Source organism: Lentihominibacter faecis, assembly GCF_014306095.1.
Lineage (GTDB): Bacteria > Bacillota > Clostridia > Peptostreptococcales > Anaerovoracaceae > Lentihominibacter > Lentihominibacter faecis.
The window spans coordinates 32,671-53,877 of the sequence record NZ_JACRWC010000109.1; the positions used below are offsets into that span (position 1 = coordinate 32,671).

Annotated in this window: 21 protein-coding genes and 1 pseudogene; 19 read left to right on the forward strand and 3 right to left on the reverse strand. The window is 48.0% G+C overall.

The genetic code is table 11. The annotated features are described in order from the left end of the window. Positions 1–25: 25 nt before the first annotated feature. The 9 genes and pseudogenes from H8876_RS09160 to H8876_RS09200 form a co-directional block, all read left to right on the forward strand. Positions 26–358, forward strand: a pseudogene (locus H8876_RS09160) (arsenate reductase family protein); the annotation flags it as partial. A 605-nt stretch (positions 359–963) separates the two neighbouring features. Continuing rightward, positions 964–1,155: a hypothetical protein gene (locus H8876_RS09165; RefSeq protein ID WP_249287488.1), complete on the forward strand. Its 192-nt coding sequence runs from the start codon at positions 964–966 to the stop codon at positions 1,153–1,155. A gap of 94 nt (positions 1,156–1,249) precedes the next feature. After that, the gene (locus tag H8876_RS09170) at positions 1,250–1,549 is read left to right on the forward strand and encodes a hypothetical protein (RefSeq protein ID WP_249287489.1); all 300 of its coding nucleotides are present in this window, start codon (positions 1,250–1,252) and stop codon (positions 1,547–1,549) included. A 12-nt stretch (positions 1,550–1,561) separates the two neighbouring features. Next, a complete protein-coding gene (locus tag H8876_RS09175) occupies positions 1,562–1,945 on the forward strand; it encodes a hypothetical protein (protein ID WP_249287490.1) in 384 nt (127 codons plus the stop codon). Between the two features lie 121 nt (positions 1,946–2,066). Next, a complete protein-coding gene (locus tag H8876_RS09180; RefSeq protein WP_249287491.1) occupies positions 2,067–2,393 on the forward strand; it encodes a hypothetical protein in 327 nt (108 codons plus the stop codon). Between the two features lie 35 nt (positions 2,394–2,428). Further along, a complete protein-coding gene (locus H8876_RS09185) occupies positions 2,429–2,794 on the forward strand; it encodes a hypothetical protein (protein WP_249287492.1) in 366 nt (121 codons plus the stop codon). Further along, on the forward strand, positions 2,761–3,621 hold the full coding sequence (locus tag H8876_RS09190) for a hypothetical protein (protein ID WP_249287493.1): 861 nt from the start codon (positions 2,761–2,763) through the stop codon (positions 3,619–3,621). Before H8876_RS09185 ends, H8876_RS09190 begins: the two co-directional genes overlap by 34 nt. A 51-nt stretch (positions 3,622–3,672) precedes the next feature. Further along, entirely contained in the window at positions 3,673–4,050 is a 378-nt protein-coding gene (locus H8876_RS09195; protein ID WP_249287494.1) for a sigma-70 family RNA polymerase sigma factor, read from the forward strand. Between the two features lie 208 nt (positions 4,051–4,258). After that, positions 4,259–4,702: a hypothetical protein gene (locus tag H8876_RS09200; protein ID WP_249287495.1), complete on the forward strand. Its 444-nt coding sequence runs from the start codon at positions 4,259–4,261 to the stop codon at positions 4,700–4,702. Positions 4,703–4,705: 3 nt separating this feature from the next. Here the strand turns inward: H8876_RS09200 and H8876_RS09205 are convergent, their stop codons facing one another. Continuing rightward, positions 4,706–5,704 (reverse strand): serine/threonine-protein kinase, encoded by a 999-nt coding sequence (locus H8876_RS09205; RefSeq protein ID WP_249287496.1) that lies wholly within the window; start codon positions 5,702–5,704, stop codon positions 4,706–4,708. A 147-nt stretch (positions 5,705–5,851) separates the two neighbouring features. Here H8876_RS09205 and H8876_RS09210 point away from each other — a divergent pair, with 147 nt between their 5' ends. The 7 genes from H8876_RS09210 (at position 5,852) to pyk (ending at position 16,726) form a co-directional block, all read left to right on the forward strand. Continuing rightward, a complete protein-coding gene (locus H8876_RS09210; protein WP_249287497.1) occupies positions 5,852–6,901 on the forward strand; it encodes a hypothetical protein in 1,050 nt (349 codons plus the stop codon). 143 nt (positions 6,902–7,044) lie between these two features. Further along, positions 7,045–9,186: a phage tail protein gene (locus tag H8876_RS09215; RefSeq protein WP_249287498.1), complete on the forward strand. Its 2,142-nt coding sequence runs from the start codon at positions 7,045–7,047 to the stop codon at positions 9,184–9,186. Between the two features lie 27 nt (positions 9,187–9,213). Further along, the gene (locus tag H8876_RS09220) at positions 9,214–9,786 is read left to right on the forward strand and encodes a DUF6711 family protein (protein WP_249287499.1); all 573 of its coding nucleotides are present in this window, start codon (positions 9,214–9,216) and stop codon (positions 9,784–9,786) included. Between the two features lie 9 nt (positions 9,787–9,795). Next, positions 9,796–12,450 carry a hypothetical protein gene (locus H8876_RS09225; RefSeq protein ID WP_249287500.1) on the forward strand — a complete coding sequence of 885 codons (2,655 nt, stop codon included), beginning with the start codon at positions 9,796–9,798 and terminating at the stop codon, positions 12,448–12,450. A 35-nt stretch (positions 12,451–12,485) separates the two neighbouring features. Next, positions 12,486–14,876 (forward strand): DUF859 family phage minor structural protein, encoded by a 2,391-nt coding sequence (locus tag H8876_RS09230; protein ID WP_249287501.1) that lies wholly within the window; start codon positions 12,486–12,488, stop codon positions 14,874–14,876. 25 nt (positions 14,877–14,901) lie between these two features. Next, a complete protein-coding gene (locus H8876_RS09235) occupies positions 14,902–15,204 on the forward strand; it encodes a phage holin (RefSeq protein ID WP_177264916.1) in 303 nt (100 codons plus the stop codon). Between the two features lie 97 nt (positions 15,205–15,301). Then, entirely contained in the window at positions 15,302–16,726 is a 1,425-nt protein-coding gene (pyk, locus tag H8876_RS09240; protein ID WP_249287502.1) for a pyruvate kinase, read from the forward strand. Between the two features lie 65 nt (positions 16,727–16,791). Here pyk and spoVG read toward each other — a convergent pair whose 3' ends face one another. Beyond that, on the reverse strand, positions 16,792–17,085 hold the full coding sequence (gene spoVG, locus H8876_RS09245) for a septation regulator SpoVG (RefSeq protein ID WP_249287503.1): 294 nt from the start codon (positions 17,083–17,085) through the stop codon (positions 16,792–16,794). An 83-nt stretch (positions 17,086–17,168) separates the two neighbouring features. After that, complete coding sequence (purR, locus tag H8876_RS09250; protein WP_249287504.1) at positions 17,169–17,978, reverse strand: pur operon repressor; 810 nt, start codon at positions 17,976–17,978, stop codon at positions 17,169–17,171. A gap of 138 nt (positions 17,979–18,116) precedes the next feature. Between purR and murC the strand changes: the two genes are divergently transcribed. From murC to H8876_RS09265, 3 genes are read left to right on the forward strand one after another with little or no spacing between them, the layout of a single operon-like run. Beyond that, positions 18,117–19,505 carry a UDP-N-acetylmuramate--L-alanine ligase gene (gene murC, locus H8876_RS09255; protein WP_283241798.1) on the forward strand — a complete coding sequence of 463 codons (1,389 nt, stop codon included), beginning with the start codon at positions 18,117–18,119 and terminating at the stop codon, positions 19,503–19,505. Between the two features lie 10 nt (positions 19,506–19,515). After that, positions 19,516–20,208, forward strand: coding sequence for a UDP-N-acetylglucosamine diphosphorylase (locus H8876_RS09260; RefSeq protein ID WP_249287506.1), 693 nt, complete (start codon positions 19,516–19,518; stop codon positions 20,206–20,208). 38 nt (positions 20,209–20,246) lie between these two features. Continuing rightward, a complete protein-coding gene (locus H8876_RS09265; protein ID WP_249287507.1) occupies positions 20,247–21,197 on the forward strand; it encodes a ribose-phosphate diphosphokinase in 951 nt (316 codons plus the stop codon). Positions 21,198–21,207: the final 10 nt, after the last annotated feature.

The following is a 21,207-nucleotide window of genomic DNA, read 5'->3' on the forward strand; positions in this document are numbered from 1 at the left end:
AAGGAGGAAATCATCATATGCTTTTTATAGAAATCCGAAGTGTTCGACGTGCAAGAAGGCTAAGAAGTATCTGGAGGAGCACGGGATCGAATTTGAGGATCGTCATATCGTAGAGGAAAATCCGACGAAGGAAGAATTGACGCAGTGGATCCGCATCAGCGGCAAGTCGGTCAAGAAATTTTTTAATACCAGCGGGATGAAGTACCGGGAACTGGGACTGAAGGATAAACTGCCTCAGATGAGCGAGGAGGAGCAGATCGAACTGCTGGCTTCCGACGGTATGCTGGTGAAGCGTCCGCTGCTGATCGACGGCGAGATGGTGCTGATGGGATTTAAGGAAGCGGAGTGGCCGGAATAGAGGGTGGGCTGCTGTACTAAGTGATTAGTATGGCAGCCTTTTTTTATTGCCCGAGCTGCAGCTCGGGCAGGAAACGGCAGCAACTCGTCGCACCTATCTAAACACCATTATATTCCCCGGTATTTTTAGGGAGGATTGCAATATGAAAACATTGCAATCTCCCTTTTTTTATTCTTTTTTTCAAAAAATCTCAAATTCTTTCAGGCGAATCTGTCAGTAATCCTATTTACAAAGATGAAGGACAAAGGAACACCGTTTCAAGAAGCCTTCGAGAAACAGAACTTTGACAATTTCATAGCGAGGATGGGTACGTTCCCTGCACATGGAGCCGCCGTACAAGTGCGCTTTGCGAGAAAGGCAGCCGTGGAGTTAATAGCATTGACGGGCTGCAACACTACTGTGCGAAATAGAGACCGTGGCGGTTTTTATGGCGACGATCTGCGCCGGGTAATCATGATACTTGCGTCTTGAACGCTTCACAGCATTGGGCGCCTCGGACGGGGTCGGAGAAGGAGCTTCCGCAGGAAACACGGATCAAAGCCTTATGGAGCAGCCAGCCACTGCCGCCCATCCACGCATTATAACTAGCGAAAAAGGAGGAAACGATGGTAGAAACAAAATGTATTTACGGAGATTGCGAGTACGTGGAAGAACAGCTGAATCAGTATCTCAACGATGGCTGGAATGTTCTGGATATGAAGACCACTCTGTACGACAGCACGGCCGGTATACGCCGGGACACGACCGTATATCTCATTAAAACAGATCAGAACATCGAACTTACAGAACTTGCATAAAAAAGCTGGGCCGCCAGCAAGGCTGCGCAGCCCAAGACTTTTTTAGATCTCACACCTGACAGACAGGGAGAACAAATGAAGGGAGGATACAGACTTGAACGAAGAAAGTACAGAAATCCTGATCCCGAAAAAGCGCTTTGATGAAGTCAATGAAAAGCTAAAAGCGCTGCGGGAGGAAAACAAGGCTTTAACAGAAGCCAATCAACGCTTACAGAAATTCGAGTCGGACTTTGCAGAGGCGAAAACCACGCTGGATTTAAAAGAGATTTTTGTAGAAGCAGGATTCCGGAAAAAAGAATACGAGGGAATCGTCTGCAGGATCTCATGTCCCAGCAGGGAAGAAAAAATCGCTTTGGCGAAGGAAATCGTAAAAATCAAACAACAGGAAATTTAGGAGGAAAAAACAATGGCAATTAGCACAAAAGGAACCGTTTTAACAGTTAAGAAGAGCGACAACAAGGAAATCGAAGTAAAAATCAAGTCTTTCCCGGATCTGGGAGTAGCACCGGCAGCGATCGACGTAACATCTCTGGCAGATGATGTACAGAAGTTCATCCCTGGCGTTAAGGGCATGGGCGCTATGGAATTTGTTGCTAACTACGATGAAGCACAGTTCGCAGAACTGACAGCTTGCGAAAACGAAGAGCTGACTTATGTGATCAAGATCAACGGCGTGAACTACTCCATGACTGGTCAGCACAGCGCTCTGATCGCAGCAGGCGCAGTAAACGCAGCTGTAGACATGAAGATCGTTGTTACACCGTCTTCCAAGATCGAAAAGACTGCATAATCCAGGCAAAGGTAATGCCTGACATTTCCGGGGAAAAGGGCCTTGCGCCCTTTTTCCCGTTATAACGTTAAAAAACTGCTGCCGGGCTGGCGGCGGTGAAGGAGAACAATCGGAGGAAATTATGAAAATCAACGGAACTGAATATACGATGCCTGAACTGAATTTTAACACCATGTGCAAGCTGGAGGACATGGGTGTGTCCTTAACGGAAATGGATCAGAAAGTCTTAACGACGGTCAGAGGATTCTTAGCCCTCGCCATGGATGATGACATGGAAAAGGCAGGTATGGAAATTGAACAGCATTTGGCTTCCGGAGGCAGTCTGGACCCTCTCATGGAAAGCATCAATAAGGCGGTAAATGAGAGCGGTTTTTTTCGCGCTCTCTCCCAGAGCCAGGAGAAGGGGAATGCTGCGAGCACGGAAACGAGCGGAGAAAAAACGGTATAACAGTATGTGAAAGCATCAGGGAGCTGATTTATGAGGTGTATTTACCGGGCGCACTGCAGATAGGGGTAGACTATGGGCTTTTCTGGCGGCTTACGCCGAAAAAGCTGGAGCCGTTTTTAAAGGCGTATGAAAGCAAGCAGAAAGAGCAGCTGGAGTTTATCAATATCGCAGGCTGGGTCAATGGGATGTACGCAGGTTACAGCCTGGGGGCAGCCTTCGGGGAAAACGTGCAGTACCCTGAGAAACCGGTTCAGATCTTCCGATCGGAGGAGGAGATACAGGAAAACACTGACTGGGAAGCCGAATATTTCAGCGCCTATGCAGCTATGTTCAATAAACAGTTCGAAGAAAAAGGAGGAACCTCATCATGCAGCGATGTAAATATCCCACAAAAACCATGAACATTACGCAAAGTTATACCGGTACCTACAGCCACAGCAAGAACTATAACGGTAGTCCCCGGGATTATCCGATCGACGATAACTCCGGTACTACGGGCAGAAGTTATTTTTATGCGCCGTTTGACTGCAGCATCAAGCGTATTTATGGAGTTGGTGCAAAGGGCACGAATACCATATGGATCCAGTCCCAGGCGCCTGTGCAGACGCCCAGCTTTACGGATTATGTGACGATCATGGTGATCCATCCCAACGATGATACGCTGAGCAAGCTGAAAGTGGGACAGGTATTCCGGCAGGGAGCGGCCATGTTCCTGGAGGGAAACGACGGCAGGGCTACCGGGTATCACTTCCATATTTCTGCGGGGCGCGGCAGAGCGCAGGGCAACGGATGGAAGCAGAACACCAGAGGAGCCTGGGTCCTGGCGACTTCAGGAGGAAATTATCCGCCAGAAAAGATCTTCTATATCGATCCGGCGTTTACAAAGGTGCAGGGAACGAAGGGGCTGCAGTTCGTTCGTTCCGGCGTGGCACAGGCAGGAAATACAGGATCATCCTCTTCCTCAGGGAATTATCGTGCTGGAGCCACGCTGACCTTACGGGCAGATATGAATGTTCGCACCGGCCCGGGGACAAGCTACCGGAGAAAAAAGCGCAGTGAACTTACAGCTGACGGCAGAAAGCATGCTTTGAGTGGGACTTATGCTGTGCTGACACAGGGAACGCGGGTTACCGTGCAGAAGGTACAGGTGTCCGGCAGTCAGATCTGGATCCAGATTCCATCTGGATGGATCTGTGCGAAGCTGGGAAGCAAAGTATATGTAAGCTAGATGCAGCTGATCACAAGATATGCTCCTGATTTGGAATGAGGGTGGATTTACATGGAAAAGAAACGATATATTCCGGTGAAAGGCCGTAAGATCTACGTTGAGAAAGAACTGTTCGATGAATATAACAGGATTCGCAGCAGGCAATGCTATCACAACAACAAATATGCAGCAGCTACCTGCGAGCTGAAAGAAACTGATCAGGATCGTCACTGTGAAAGCGTAGAGGAGACAGTGATGCGGGATTTTGATAAAAGCCAGCTGATGCGGGCGATCAGAACGCTTCCGTTGAAAGAACAGGAAATCCTGTACTGGATCTATGTGGAAAATCTCAGTGAAGTAAAAGCAGGCAGGAAGCTGGGTGTAAACAGCAAGACTCTGCATTCACAGAAACAGCGGATTTTGAAAAAATTGAGGCTGATGCTTACATAGGAAATTTAAGAAAAACGGGTGGTGATTCATAACAAAAAAACATGAGAAAACTGCCCGTTTTTTATGCGAAAATCCATGAAAATCCCTTCTGGGGGGGGGTAAAAATCCCTTATAAGTACTGAAGTTTCAACGTTTGCCGTGTTGAGTCAGTAGAAAATTCAGGATATAATACGACGTGCTCAGTTAAAATATATCAGGAGGAAAAAACATGGCAAACAACAAGTTAAAAACGGAAGAACTGGACAAGGTGTTAGACAGTGTATCGTCAGAAGAACAGCTGCAGGAATATCTCGATCGCTATACCAATAAAGAAGGATATGGATTCTGTCAGTATTTTAATGAATATCTGGCAGAACATGATATAGTTCATGCACAGGTGATCGCTGACTGCAATCTCGATAAAGACTATGCCACTCAGATCACCAATGGAACGAAACGGAATCCCGGAAGAGACAAAGCTCTGGCACTGTGCATCGCGGCAGGAATGAAGAAAGATGAAATCAACAGAGCAATGAAGCTGCTGAAGGTATCACCGCTGTATTCCCGAAACAAGAGAGATTCCGTATTGCTGATGCATATCAATAAAGGAATCCGCAAGGTCATCTATATCAATCTGGAACTGGACCGGCTGGGACTTCCGATCCTGAAATAAGGATTAAAAAAGATACAGAAGGCGCAGCAGTCCTGCAGCCAGAAACCCGGAGAACAACATCCAGAACAGGAAGCCGGAGACGGTCGACCTGCGGAGAATCGGCAGCTTATCGGAGATCCCACCGATGTTGCACAGGAGCATCACGAGAAACAGCAGCCAGAGGGTAACGCAGATATGATCCTGCATCAGGTGCTGTGTGGAAGTCTTCGTGGGAATGGAGAGTGAACTTCCGATCATAATGGCTGCAATAGACAGCAGGAATGCCAGGATCGGATGGGATTTGCGGACAGGGCACGGAGGTAAGCTTTTAGAAGAACGGGAAATCAGAGCTGATTTCAATTCCTCTACGGAAGCGTACCGTTGCTCTGGAAGCAATGCTGTGCAGCGTGTGATGATTTCGCCGAGAGATTCTGCTGGGCGTTCATATCTGGGATAAGTGCCGGTGAGCATCTTGTTGAGCAGAACGCCCAGTGCATAGATATCAGAGCGAGCGTCCGATTGCCCGAAGCCGTACTGCTCCGGAGCGGCATATTCTCTTGTGCCAAGGAGAACGGTATCTTCTGGTTTCCCGGCATCAAATTCACGGGATGCATCGAAGTCGATGAGAATCACATGGTCGGAGGGAGTCAGAAGGATATTGGACGGTTTGATATCGCGATGGATGATGGGCGGATCACAGCGATGGAGAGGCGAGAGAATATCACATAACTGGCATACGATATCGACGGCGGCATCCTCTGGAAGATTAAAAGATTCATTTAAAACGGTCTGCAGCGTCTGGCCGGAGATGTAGTCTTCGTACAGAAAAAGACCCTCTTCGGTTTCACAGAACTCATGGATCTGTGGAATGCCGGAGAAGGAGAATACCTGCAGTTTGTTATACAGCTCTCTGTTGTGTGCAGGAATGGGCTTCTTCACATACATCTTGCGGGTGTCAGTGTCCTGCACCAGAAGAATTGGTTTCGTTTCATCTAGCACATCGATTTCGCGATAAGATGACATAGGGATGTTTCTCACCTTTCATATTTTAGTGATTTCAGTATACCATAGAATATCGTGCGCCGGGCACGATATTTAAAATGTAATTCCCAATTAGCATCATATAGTGTACAATAAAACCAGTAAAGAAACCCATGCAGGAGGTGCGTAATGGCGAACGAGAAGAAAATCGCGAAAAATCAAAAACTTTTTCTTAGTTGGTTAGAACATGTTATAGAAGTTGAAAATCAATTACAAAATGCAGAAGATAATAAAAAAATAGAAAAGTTGCAGAAAAAGTTGAAAAAAAATAAGGACATGGTAGTCTATAATGGTAAACTTATAGGTCAAGAGGGCGGCACAATACAGAGTATATGGGATCAGTTGACTGAACGGCAGCAACAAATTGTACAAGAGTTGTTTCCATATGGTCTGGCGGCAGAGAATCTTAAACAGCAGGAAGGTCGCCTTCATATTATTAAGTTCTATAAAAAGGATATTCAAAAGGTCCTAGAGGCTGAAAAAAAATACCCGCCTTATGATCCGAGTCTTCCGGTCAAGGAAAAATTAAAAAATAAGCGATATAAGGCGGAAATCAATCTGGGCTGGTATATGTATTTAAGATCAAAAAAAGATAAAAGTACCTATGAACCTGTGTGGAATTATGAGGAGCATTTTGCAAATACCGTGGAATTTTCTGAAGAAGAACGGCAGATTGTAGAACGCTGCTATCAAATTGGAAAAGAATATGATGAATACAACAACCAGAAATTTGCATTTGTAGTTAATCTGGGAACTTCTATGGTGGATAAAACAGATGAAATGAGTAAGTGGGGAGATCGTACACAGTCGAAAGTATGGTGTAGGAATATGTATACAAAAACCTTTCCTAAGTTTATTAAGCAACTGAATCCCAGTCGAAAATATACAGCTACAGAATTAGAATATGAATCGAAAGAGATGATGAAGCGTTTTATCGAATTTGCCAGAGATGAAGATGGTAGATTGGCGTTAATGAAGGAATGGCATGATCTGCTTCAAAAGGAGGAACTGGCTGGGCTGAGTAAAGATCAGAGGGAAGAAATCGTGATGAACATGGTAAGCCAGAAAATTGGAGAAGAAATGACCGTGTTTTTGTATGTATATGATACTGAAGATTCGGTGGTAGAGGCTATGGAACTGATCAAGAAACACAGTTTCGAGGAACTGGGATTGGAATAGTTAGAAATAAAGATATGCAGTAAAAAACTGTTCATGAGTGTGAATCATGAGCAGTTTTTTATTGCATATAACAAAGGAGGTGATGCCTATGAGGGAGAAGAATTTATAAAAATACATTATAAGACGATGAAAGGAGAGAATTTATGGAAGAAAAAAAAGAAACAAAGCTGGATCTAAAAAGCATAGGCAAGGCGGCTTCATCAGTGAAAGCTTTAAGTGATTCTTTAAAAGATTGTCAGGAACAAATGAAGCAGATGAAAGAAGGAAATGTTTCGGCGATAGAAGGAATTTTGAATATTGCTGTTGCAGCAGGAGGCGCATATGAAGCTTTTGGGTCATTAAAAGATATGGCAAAAACTGTCCAAAAAAGCTTGGCAAAAAATGTGGACAGTAAATTTATAAAAAAATTTGAGGAATCTGTAACAGAAAGTGTCAAGAAAATAGGGGCGGGTTTGCAGAAGTGTCCCGATGCTGTTAATAAATTCAAGGACAGCATTAAGGCTTTGCCTGAAAAAGTTGCATCGGCTTTTGGAATTGTTGCCAAGAAAGCTTCTAATATGGTTGAGGACATTAAAACCGGCTTCTCCACCATGAAAGAGCATATCAAAAACTTCGATTTCAAGGAGTTTATGGAGAAGGTCAAGCAGCTTCCGTCTAAGGTGAGCAGTTCGTTTAAATCACTGGTATCCAGTGCGACGACTGCGTTAAAAGAACTTCCGGGGAAGGCGAAAGCTTCCGTGAAGCAGATCCCTTCGATACTGGAGGGGGGATTTAAAGGAGCAGGCGAAAAGCTGTCTGCTTCAGCATCCTCAATCGGCGCGGTGGCAGGCAAAATGATGACAGTCGGACTTGTTGGCGGTGTTGCTCTGGCAGCAGTCGCAATCGTAGGATTCGTCGCATTGTTTCAGAAGCTGATGGATAGCAACGAGGCTTTCCGGGAGAAGATCACAGCAGCCTGGGCGCAGGTAAAGGAGGCATTCCAGCCTGCCATAGATGCATTCAATACCTTTAAGGAATCCATCATGGGAATCACGAAAACGGATGCCTTTGATTCTTTCGTGGAGAGTTTCGGTGACGGTATCGTAGGGCTGATCGACATCATTTCAGAAGTAGTCGGTATCGTAGCAGATCTTTTATCTGGTATTTTCGGATTCCTGACGGAGCTGTGGGAAGAGCACGGAGAAGGTCTCATCGAAAAAGTTCAGGAAGTCTGGGAAGGCATTGTAGAATTCCTTCAGACGCTGGGAGAAGGGATCCTGGAAATCTTCTCAGCGATCTTCGAGGTATTCAAAGAACTGTGGGACAAGCATGGATCTTCACTGATGGATGCAGCCTCTTCTCTGTGGAACTCGATTCTGGATATCGTCTCTGTCGTGTGGGATGCCATCAAGGCGGTGATCGGCACGGTAGTGGATATCGTGAAAGCTATCTGGAACAACTTCGGAGAAGAGATCATGATGGTAGTGACTGCGGTCTGGGAGTTCATAATGGGAATTGCAGAAGGCGCTATGAATTTTATCTCCGGTATCATCGACGTGATCGTCGGTATCTTCACCCTTAACGGAGATAAGATCCTGGAAGGCTTCGGAAAGATGTGGGAAGGAGTCAAAGGACTCTTTGATGCAGGACTTGGATTCGTAACGGGCATCTTCTCAGCAATATGGAGCGTGATCAATAAGATCTTCGACAAGGTGGCAGACTGGTTCGGCGAAAAGTTCAGCGGAGCATGGAAGGCGATCAAGAATGCCTTCTCAAGCGTAGGCTCGTTCTTCAGCGGAATCTGGGATAAGATCTGCAGCATCTTCAAGAACATCGGCGTTAAGATCGGTTCTGCAGTAGGCGGTGCATTTAAGAGCGCTGTCAACACCGTAATAAGATTCGCACAGGGCATTATCAATGGCTTTATCGGAGGTCTCAACAAGGTAGTCAAGATCATCAACAAGATCCCGGGAGTCAGCATCAGTCTGATCCCGAAGGCGAGTCTTCCGAAGCTGGCAGATGGCGGGATCCTGGAAGCAGGGCAGATGTTTATAGCCAGAGAGAGGGGACCGGAGCTGGTAGGATCCTTCGGAAGCCGAAGCGGAGTTATGAACAACGGACAGATCGTGGAAGCCGTGTCCCGGGGCGTATTCGAAGCAGTGAAGAGCGCCATGAGCGGAGGCGATGGAGGAAACTTCACATTCCATATCAACAACCATCTGGATGGAAAAGAGATCGGAAAACAGGTGATCCGTTATCACAATGGTATCGTGAAGCAGACGGGTATGAGCCCGCTGCATGTGTAAGAATAAAGACGAGGAGGATATATTACAATGAGTATATTAAGACGGATTCAGCAGATGAGAGCTTCCTTGAGCGGAGGCTCTTTTTTATTAGAAGCAAGCGGTGATCTGGCAGCAGGTGATACTCTGCTGATCGTCAAAACTTCCGGTGCACATCAGGAACTGCCGGAAGAAGTGACGGTAACAGAGAGAGGAGACGGCAGTTTTAAGCTGGCGGATGAGATCATGGCTTTGTTTCATGAAGGGGAGATGGTAGTCTTCGGATATTTTACAGATTTGAAAGATCCACAGAGCCTGCAGTGGGATATCTCCGATCTTGACGGAGGAACCGGAAGAAATCAGATGGGACAGTATTTTCGGGACCGTATGACCAGTAAACGGACGCTGACCTGCTCCTGGGGAGCTCTGAGCGGAGATGATATGGCTGGCCTTCTGTGCATGATGGAGGATGTTTTCTTCCTGTTGGAGTATCCGGACGCTCTCACAGGAGAAAGAAAGCGCAGTGAATTTTATGTAGGAAACCGGACGACCCCAATGCTTCGTCAGAAGCCGGACGGCAGCTGGATGTGGCAGAACCTGTCGGCTACATTTACAGAAAGGTAGGTGAGAGGAATGCTGCAAGTAAGTGAAAAGTATGAGAAACAGATTCTGGCAGATAACAGGAGCCTTCGACTGAAGGTTGAATGTCTGTATTCTCTGCAGGGTGAGGTGATCCACACCCTGCAGGGAGACGACTGCATTATCAGCATGGAACTGGAGGAAATGGTAAATTCCGAGGATGTGATCACCATGGGGAGTGCCTGCTGCGGGAAACTGACCTTAAAGCTGATCCAGGCCCCATCAGGTCTGGATTACGACCACATGATCCTGCGGGCGTTCAGCGGACTTTCACTGGATGATGGTCAGATCGAATATGTACCGCTGGGTATATTTTATCCCAGCGAAGTCAAGAGCGACGGCAGCTGCGGCAGCATGACTATCACGGCATATGACTCCATGTGCCTGCTGGAACAGCCATATGCAGCAGATCACGTGGGATTCCCGGTGAAGATGGAAGTGATCGCGCTGGAAATCGCAGCACTGGCAGATGTGACATTCGCAGAAGATGTGAAATTCGCAGACTATGAGATCGACGCGCTGCCGCAGGAGTTGACTCTGCGTCAGATGATCGGATATCTGGCCGGACTCATGGGATGTTTCGCTCGTTTCAATCGAGAAAATAAGCTGGAGTTCAGCTGGTATGAAGATACGGATGTAGAAATCACACCGAAGGAACAGTATCTCAATGGATTTGTGAGGACGCTGGATTCTCCTCTGACGGTGACCGGGATCATTTCCGGTACGGAAGAAACTTCTTATTCTCAGGGGAGAGGAGGTTTCGGTGTGATCGTGAATTTCACCAACCCGTTTATGAAAAAGACCTATCTGGACGATATCTGGGAAGATAAAATCGCAGAAGTGACACCGGTGAATTTTACAGCTGTTTACAGCGGGCAGCTGGAGGAATCAGGGTTTGAAGCAGAATACCAGGGGGATGGTATCTGGAAGGCAGCACGCGATGTGGATCTGTGCAGAGGTGATATCCTGCGGGTAAGTGACCTATCTGGATGGAATCTGGCAACGGATCGCGTCGTGGTGACTTCTGCTGGAAGCAGAGATTTTCAGCTGTCTGACGCCAGTGGAATACCGCTGCAGCCGGATGTTGAAGGAGAAGGAGAAACACAGACCCCGTCGGCTGTATTTACACGGCTGGTCCAGTGGGTCTGTGAAGAACCACAGTCTTTCTCAGAAGAAGATATTCTGACACAGGATGGAGAGCAGTATGTTGTTTCGGGAATCAAAAAACATGATTTTGTACTCCTTAAAGCAGATCAGTCGATGCTGACAGATCCTGCAGCAGGGCTTACCTGGTCGCTGCAGTATCGCACGGCGATCAACTACCGCATGAGTTATCAGCCTGCTGAGCTGCAGTGGCGCGGAAATCCGGCATTACAGGCGGGTGATGTGATCACAGCTGTGGATACGGAAGGGAATTCGTATCGTATTCCGATCATGAGCCAGACCTTGATCTTCGATGGCGGGATCGTATCCAAGATCACAGCGAAGGGAGAGACGACATCTGATGCCAGCTTCTCCAGTGCATCGCCGACGGTGCAGCGTATCACAAAACTGTACAGCGATATGCAGGAGGCAATCAGGGATGTTACCGGTAAACTGACTGGAAAAAACGGAGGGACGGTATCCTTCGCCTATGATGATGATGGACTGCCATCGGAAATCTACATTTCCAATACGAAAAAGATCCAGCCTGACAGTCATGTATGGAGATGGAATCAAAACGGACTGGGATTCAGTGCCAATGGTCTGGAAGGACCGTTTGAAACAGCCATGACCAGCGATGGCAAGATCGTAGCTGGTATGATACGGTCAGGAAGCGTGGCAGCGGATGTCATTGATATCGAAGGTGTGATCGAGACCATCAATGCCAGCGACGGCACCAGGATCGACGGCACGCGGGTAGCACTGAAAGGCAAGCCGCTGGACAGGATGATCGAAGCGTCTGTCAGTTCGACGGGCGGAACAAATCTGATATACAATTCCACCGGACATTTAGTGGATAATAAGTTTGACGGCTGGATAACGAAGGAAGGTGCTGAGCCGATCATAGAGATAGACAGTACCAATCTGATTTCTCAGAGAGCCTTCTGCATAACAGGTCCAAGCTATCTGAAGACGACAGTGCCGGTTACCGCTGGACAGATGCACACGTTCTCCTGCCGTGTGAAAAAGCCTGCTGCACATTCTTTGCAGATCTCGCTGGGAAAAGATATGGTGTTTGAGAGCCGGGAAATCATCGGGGACTGGGAGCTGATACATTATGAGTTCGTACCGGATGATAAAGAGATGAAGCTGGATATCGCAGTGGAAGCCGGCAAGGCTTATGTCGGGGATCTGATGCTGTGCGTGGGAGCAGGGACGACGTGGAATCAGGCGTCTAACGAAGTATTCGGTACCAATGTGAAACTGACGAAGGATATGCTGATCATTGCACCGGAAGATGATCGTGACCAGGGTGTGAAGACTACTATAGATCCATCGGGCATGAAGATCACCGACAACAGACCGGGACAGAATCGTATCGTGGAATACGATGTGAACGGAGTAAGTGTCCGGAGGGTGATCTCAGATGGACAGGTGTCTTCTGGAAAAACCAGCATGATCCCTATCGATCAGCGTAATGCATGTATGTGGATCATCAGGGAATAGGAAAGTAGTTTTATGAACAGATTGGAGGAATCAATATGGCAAGTGGCACAATAAGTATTTCATCGCCGTCCAAATCGGCAGCGACTTATCTGGCGTGGAGCTCCAGCTCCAATGGATCGGAGAAAAACTCGTCTGTAGTTTCGGCAACGGCTTATTTTAGAAAAACCAATGGATATACGACGACCGGTACGTTCTCAGGAACTATAACCATTGATGGAACGGCATATTCCATCAAACGGTATGGCACGTGGCAGAGCAGCTATATCGCCATCGGCAGTGCGTCGAAAACGGTGGCGCACAATGCGGATGGAACACGGTCGGTGGGGATCAGCGTAAAGTATTCCAATTCGGGAACGAACCAGGCGGGGACGTATTCTGGAAGCGGCACGGTTACGCTGGACCGGATCCCGCGGGCATCAGGGATCTCAACGGCAGCATCATTTACAGCGGGAGAGCCTTTTACCGTGGGGATCAGTCGAAATTCCAGCTCGTTTACCCATACTGTATCGGTGAAGGTAAACGGAGTTGAGGTGGCAAGTAAAACCGGCGTAGGGACCAGTGTTACATTTTCAGGGGATGTGTTTTACTATGCGGTCTACTCGGCACTTGGGGGGAAGTCCAGTGCGGCAGTGGTGGTGACAGTCACTACTTATACGGGCAGTGGATCTTCCGGAAGCAACATCGGAAGCAAGACGGCTTCAGGAACGGTATTGATCGTAGAGCCGAATGGACTGAGCTGCGCGGATGCTGTAAATGTAGGGGAGCAGCTTGCGATCACGACATCTCGCAAAGGAGGATATGTGCATACACTGGCATATTCTTTTCGCGGTGAGTCCGATTCGGGAGCATTGAGCGGTTATCTTCTGGGAGCAGCGGGAGCACCAGTCAGCGATGAATCTGTTCGCTGGGAGATACCGGCAGCATTCTATGAACGGATGACGACCTTGACGAAAGCAGACTGTCAGCTGACGTTGACTTCGTATTATGATGGCGGAGCGATGGGAATCTGCCAGGTGGGCGCGACCGTATCTAAAACGGTGAGTATTCAGGTGACCGGGAGTGAGCCGGTGTTCTCAGACTTTACGTGGAAGGATGGAAATCAGCAGGCGCGGGCACTGACGGGAAGCGACGGGATCCTGATAGAAGGATATTCGAAGCTTGAGGTGACTGTACCGGCAGCCAGCCGGGCGGCAGCACGTAACAGTGCACAGATGGTGTCCTATCTTCTGGAAAGCGGCGGTACCAGCGTGCAGGCTGCGTATGCAGCAGACAGAGATGTTGATCTTGTTTTAGATCCGGCATGGGGAAACACCATCGACGTTACGGCATATGATACGCGTGGCCTTTACACTACCGTGCGGAAGGAAGTGACGCTGAAATCATATAGACCGATCGTGATCCAGAGCGCAGATGCAGAGCGTAAAAACGGCGTGGAAAAGGAAACCAATCTGAAGATGTCAGTATGGTTGTGGAATGAAAGTTTCGGTCAGGTGATGAATGGGATCAAAACGTGCAGCTACCGGTACCGGGACAAGTCTTCGGAAGGATGGGTGACAGGTACCAAGGCTGTTTTAGCATCGGATTTCAGGTATGAGGAAGGTCTGTATCAGCTGGAGATCCCGGTGATCGGGGATGATCCGGAAGGCTTTTCTCTGGCCGGCAGCTTTGAACTGGAAGTGACCGTTACAGATGAGCTTTCTTCAGATACCGTAAGTTTGGAGCTGGACAGTGGATGTCCGGGGATCTACATGAGAAAGCTTGCTGATGAGGATGGGACACCGGCGTATCAGATCGGTATCAACTGCGTGCCGGAGGAATCGTTGGGAAGCGGTCTTCATATAGAAGGAAGTGATTTGACGGTGAACGGTATGTCGGTATTCGGATCGACCCCGGTCGGTGCAGTGATGGGATGGTTCAGCGATGCGATCCCGGCTGGATGGCTGCTGCTTGACGGAAGTACAGTGTCGTGCGAGACATATCCGAGGCTGTATGAAGTTTTGACGGGAGAAGCTGCTGGATCCGGCGGAACTGATGCCACATTTCAGCTGCCGGATCTGAGAGGCCGGATCCCGGTTGGAAAGAACGGATCGGATACTGCGTTTAACACGTTGGGGAAAACCGGCGGTGAGAAGGCGCATACATTGACGACTGCAGAGATGGCGAGTCATAGTCATTCTGTATCGGGTACAGCTGCGTCCGGCGGGGCGCACACTCATGCGCTGGGTGGTATCGCATCGAGAAAATCTGGAAGCTGGAATGGTTGTGTGGCTTCCACCGGATGTACGGATCTAACATGGAATTCCGTGCGTTCAGGAGGCTCTCATTCTCACAGTGTTTCCGGTACGGCAGCAGCTGTGGGAAGCGGCAGTGCACATAACAACCTGCAGCCGTATATCGTTATGAACTATATTATTAAAGCTGGCTGATGTTTGTTGGAAAGGAGGTATTGATATGAGAAGAATGCGAAGGCTGGAAAAGGTCGTAACGCGGAGAGTGCGGATATCGTCTGCGGATGCTTTGCAGGAATCTGTGATGCCGGATCGAGAGACGATCCTCAGAAGTATTACACTGGCGGCGGTTCTTGTGAATCAGCTGATCGCAGCATCGGGTCGCACCCCGCTGCCCTATACAGAGGAAGAGTTTTATCAGGGGCTGTCGGCAGTGGTGACGGTGGTGGTCAGCCTGTGGAGCTGGTGGAAAAATAATTCGTTTACTGCGAAGGCTATTCGTGCGGATCATGCCCGGAGGAAGTAGGCGGAAGCTGACACTGCGCGTGCAGCGGCACGATTGCACCTCGCATTATTTGGTGATATAATAACAGAAATTATGGATGATAATACGAGGTGATAATATGCTGAAAAAAACTAAGATCGTATGCACGATCGGCCCGGCGAGCCGGGATGCAGATACGATGCGTGAAATGCTGGAAGCCGGCATGAATGTAGCGCGGCTCAACTTTTCTCACGGAACACACGAGGAACATCGTAAGACTATAGAAACTTTTCGTCGCGTGCGGGATGAACAGGATCGTCCTGCAGCGATACTGCTTGATACGAAGGGCCCTGAGATCCGTCTTGGAGATTTCGAAAATGGAAGCGAGATCCTGGAAGAGGGCGATGAATTCACACTGACATCGGAAGAATGCCCGGGCACAAAAGAAAGAGTAAGCACGACATACAAGGCGCTTCCGTCGCAGGTAAGTCTGGGAACATCCATCCTGATCGATGATGGACGGGTGCGGCTCAGAGTGGCAGGCACTACAGAAGATGAAGTGCGCTGCATTGTTGTAAACAGCGGCAAGGTCAGCAACCGCAAGGGTGTGAACATTCCGAACCAGTCGCTGGATCTTGAATATATCAGTGAAGCTGATCGGCAGGATATCCTGTTTGGTATCGAAATGGACGTGGATTATGTTGCTGCCTCCTTTGTGAGAAGCGGAGCAGACGTAAAAGTCCTCAGATCACTTCTCAATGAAAATGGCGGAGACCGTATCAAAATCATTTCCAAGATCGAGAATACGGAAGGGATCGAAAACTTCAAGGAGATCCTGGCGCTTTCTGACGGGATCATGATCGCCCGCGGTGACATGGGCGTGGAAGTGGATTTTGAAAAACTTCCGGGCATCCAGAAAAAATTCATAAAAGAATGCTGCAAAGCAGGAAAAACCGTCATTACTGCGACGCAGATGCTGGAATCCATGACACATTCTCCAGCGCCGACACGTGCAGAGATAACGGACGTGGCTAATGCGGTGTTTGATGGAACATCGGCCGTGATGCTGTCTGGAGAAAGTGCTGCAGGGGATTATCCGGTGGAAACCGTCAAAGCGATGGCGAAGATCGTCAGCCAGGCGGAAGAAGATGCAGAAGAAGTAAATCAGTATAAGTTCCTGGAAGTAGAAACAAACGATCGTGACGTGTCAAACGCTATGGGGCATGCTGCCTGCACGACGGCACATGATATCAAGGCCAGTGCGATCGTTGCGATCACGACCTCCGGTTATACGGCAGAGATGATGGCTAAATACAAGCCGGTGGAACCGATCATTGCTGCCACGCCGGATTCCAAGACATATCATCAGCAGGCCCTGACACGTGGGGTGTATCCGGTTCTGACTCAGCGGAGCAGCAACTGGAATGATCTGATGGAAAAAGCGATCGAGGGGGCGGAGCGGATGAAGTTCGTCAAGAAAGGCGACTGTATCGTTCTCAGTGCGGGCATGCCGCTGCAGGTGCCTGGCACAACAAATCTGATCCGTGTCAAAACCATAGAATAGAAAAATACTCACAAAAGTGCGCAAAAAAAGAGCCGTCTCTTCATGATGGCTCTTTTGCTATCCGATTATTGTTCTGTGATGGTTTCACCTTCTGCTGCTTTCTGTGCAAGGACTTTCTCGTATTCTGCAAAGATCGCATCTCTGATCTTGTTTCTTGTCTCGGAAACCAGTGGATGAGCGATGTCTCGGAAGTCCCCTTCACCCATCTTTCTGCTAGGCATAGCGATGAATAAACCGTTCTGTCCTTCAATGATCTTGATGTCGTGTACAACGAACTCATCATCGAAGGTGATGGAAACAACGGCTTTCATTTTGCCCTCATCGTTAACCTTGCGAATTCTTACATCAGTAATATTCATTTGTAGTACCGCCTTTCGTGCCGCAATGCTTCATTAGTGATGTAAGTATTATACAACAGAATAGTTTTGCAAACAAGTAAATTTTAAAAAATCTGACAATTTGGTATGACTTCGACGGATTTTGCGGTTTCATCCACTTCTCCCAGATGAACGATCGGGAAATAGTTCTGTACCTTCTTCTTCTCCGGTTCGATATTTACGATGGCGACTCCTATCCCTACGATGCTGATGTCTACTTCGGAGAAGATCTCAACCAGTCCTTTGATGCTCCCGCCGCCCCGCATAAAGTCATCGATGATCAGGACTTTAGATCCGGGTGCTGCTGCACGCTTGGAAATGGACATTTTCTGCAAACGTTCCGACGAGCCGGGGAAATAGTTGATGCTGACCGTTGCACCTTCTGAAATCTTGGTTTCTCTTCGGATCACGATGACAGGAATATTGAGAAGCTGCGCGGTCATAAAGGCGACAGGGATCCCTTTGGTTTCGATGGTAGCGACGTAATCGGCTCCGGCATCACGGAATTTTTTTGCAAAGATCTGAGCCATGCCTTTGACGATGTCGGGGTTGTACATGATATCGGACGTGTAAAGAAAGCCGCCTCCCAGGATCCGGCTTTCCTCCTGCAGCAGGGTGCAAAGATTCTCCTGTACTTCTTTGGCCTTTTCCGGGGAAATGTCCGTGACGTATTTTACACCTCCGGACGCACCGGGAATCGTTTCGATATATCCGTATCCGGCTATGCGAACAGCCTCCTTTGCAGCACTGATGTCCTCACTGATACTGGACTTGGCCGCGGAGAATTTTTCGCAGAAATAGCTGAGACTGAAAATCTTCCCGGGTGATTCGGTTAAAATCTGGCAGATGGCGCCAACTCTTTGACTTCGCTTCATGATGATACTCTCCTGTGTAATAACTTTACAACCATCATAACAGGCTTGTGAGCAAAAAACAATTTTTTTCATATTAGACCGCATTTTTCGTGTTAAATATGGTATAATCTCAATATCTATGATTAGGGAGGCGTGATTATGATTAATTTACCGGATTATAAAAAAATCCATTGTATCGGCATCGGCGGAATCGGGCTGTCTGCAGTGGCAGAGATTTTGATGGCGAGAGGATATGATATTTCCGGATCGGATATGAGAGAAAGCGACATGACTGCCAAGCTTGCGCATGACGGTGCACAGATTTATATAGGTCACAAGGCGGAGAACGTAGAGGGCAAAGATCTTATTATCTACTCCTCTGCGATCAGCATGGAAAACCCGGAACTGGCGAAAGCAAAAGAGCTGGGGATCCCGGCTGTAACACGGGCGCAGGCTCTGGGTGCTTTGATGGCAGAGTATGACAGCAGTATTGCGATTTCAGGAACTCATGGGAAAACGACAACGACATCCATGGTTTCGCTGATCTTAAAAAATGCACACAAGGAGCCAACGATCCTGGTCGGTGGCAATCTGCCGGAAATCAACGGAAATGTTTATGTAGGGCAGAATGACTATTTTGTAACGGAAGCATGCGAGTACATGGACAGCTTCCTGAATCTCAAGCCAAAAATCGAGATCATTCTGAATATCGATTCCGACCACCTTGATTATTTCAAGGATGTGGAACATATTGCCAAATCTTTTGACAAGTTTGCGAAACTGGTTCCGCAAAACGGTGCCGTGATCGCATACGATGCCAATCCTTTCGTAAAGAGCGTCATCAGCGGACTGCCGAATGCCATTACATTCGGGCTTAGTGAAAGCTGTGACTACTATGCATCTGATATCAACTTCAACAATGACGGAATGCCGCAATTCCATGTAAATCACGGCGGCAAAGCACTTTGCCAGATCGAACTTGCTGTGCCGGGCGAGCATAATATCCTGAATGCGCTCGCAGCGTTTGCATGCTGCCACATCCAGGGAGTATCCGTGGAGGATATCGTGAAGACGCTGGACGGTTATACAGGAACGCAGCGCCGTTTTGATCTGCTGGGCGAGACGTCTACCGGGATCCGCATCGTCGATGACTATGCACATCATCCGACAGAAATCAAGGCGACGCTGGCAGCGGTACGCAACATGAAACACAACACTCTGTGGTGCCTGTTCCAGCCGCATACGTATACGAGAACAATGGCACTGCTGGATGATTTCGCAACAGCCTTTGATGAGGCGGATAAAGTCGTGCTGGCGGAGATCTACGCAGCGCGTGAAAAGAACATCCATAAGATCAGCTCCAAGACACTTATGAACAAGATCAAGGAACATGATCCGGGCAAGGATGTATACTTCTTCGAAGATTTTGAGGAGATAGCAAGCTTCGTATATAATAATGCACAGGAAGGTGATCTTGTCATTACGATGGGAGCTGGCGATATTTATAAAGTTGGTGAAATGATTCTGGATAAAGATAAGAATCGGTAAGGAGTTCCGTATGAACAGAGCAGAATATGAAGAAATGGAAGCCAGACGAATCGAGCGCAACCTGGAATATCTGGACGCCGGGGTGGTGTTTATCGATCTGAAAGCAGTATATATTGATGAAGGAGTCAGGATCGGCAAGGGCACGGTCATCTATCCGTGTGTCGTACTGGAAGGCGATGTGGAGATCGGTGAAAACTGCACGATCGGACAGAATACCAGGATCAAGGATTCGATCATCGGAAACGACACATCGATCCAGAGTTCCGTTATTCTGGAAAGCAAGGTGGGCAACGAGACCAGTGTGGGACCGTTCGCATACCTGAGACCGAACAGTGAGGTCGGCAGCCACTGCAAAGTCGGTGACTTTGTGGAAATCAAGAATTCCAGGCTCGATGACGGAGCCAAGGCAGCGCATCTGACTTACGTGGGAGATTCCGACGTGGGCAAGAAGGTCAATCTGGGATGCGGCGTGGTATTCGTCAACTACGATGGCAGTAAAAAGTATCGTTCGGTGGTAGAAGACGGTGCATTCATCGGGTGTAACGTCAATCTGGTATCACCGGTGCATGTCGGCAAAGATGCGTATATTGCTGCGGGAAGCACCATTACAAATGACGTAGAGGACGGAGCCCTTTACGTAGCAAGATCAAAAGGGAAATCTATCGAAGGATGGGTTGAAAAAAGAGGTATTTTAAAGAAGTAGCACACAGTTTAAACAGAAAGCAGAGGTAGGAGAAACAAATGAAAAATAGTGTATTTTCAAACTACAAGGTATTTACAGGAAATTCACACCCTGAACTGGCGGAAGAAATTGCGTCTATTATGGGCAAACCGCTGGGAAAAGCCACTGTAAACAAGTTCAGTGATGGTGAGATTTCCGTGAATCTGTGGGAGACAGTAAGAGGAACAGACTGCTATATCGTACAGTCTACATGTGATCCGGTAAATGACAATCTCATGGAACTGCTGATCATGATCGATGCCATGAAGAGAGCATCTGCAGGAAGGATCAATGCGGTCATCCCTTATTACGGATATGCACGTCAGGACAGAAAAGCCAAGGCAAGAGATCCGATCACAGCCAAGCTGGTAGCAGATCTGCTGGTGGCAGCAGGAGCCGACAGAGTTGTTACGATGGATCTTCATGCAGCACAGATTCAGGGATATTTTGATATTCCGGTAGATCACCTGGTTGGCATGCCGATCCTGTCCAAATATTTTGTGGCAAAGGGACTGGAAGATGTGGTCATTGTTTCTCCTGACCACGGAAGCGTAACCAGAGCCAGAAACATGGCACAGCCTCTGAATGCACCGATCGCCATCGTGGATAAGAGAAGACCGGAGCCAAACAAGAGCGAGATCATGAACATCATCGGGGATATCGAAGGCAAGAACTGCATCCTGGTGGACGATATGATCGATACAGCAGGAACGATCACCAATGCTGCCAATGCACTGAAGGATCTGGGTGCTGTCAGTGTAAGAGCATGTGCGACACATGCTGTACTTTCCGGACCTGCAATCGAGAGAATCGAAAATTCTGCTATTGAAGAACTGGTTCTTCTGAATACACTGCCGATCCCGGAAGAAAAGAGAATCGAAAAAATGCGGATCGTATCCGTTGCTCCGCTGTTTGCAGAAGCCATGACACGGATCTTCACAAATGGATCGATCAGTAAACTTTTTGACTAGAATTCACGGA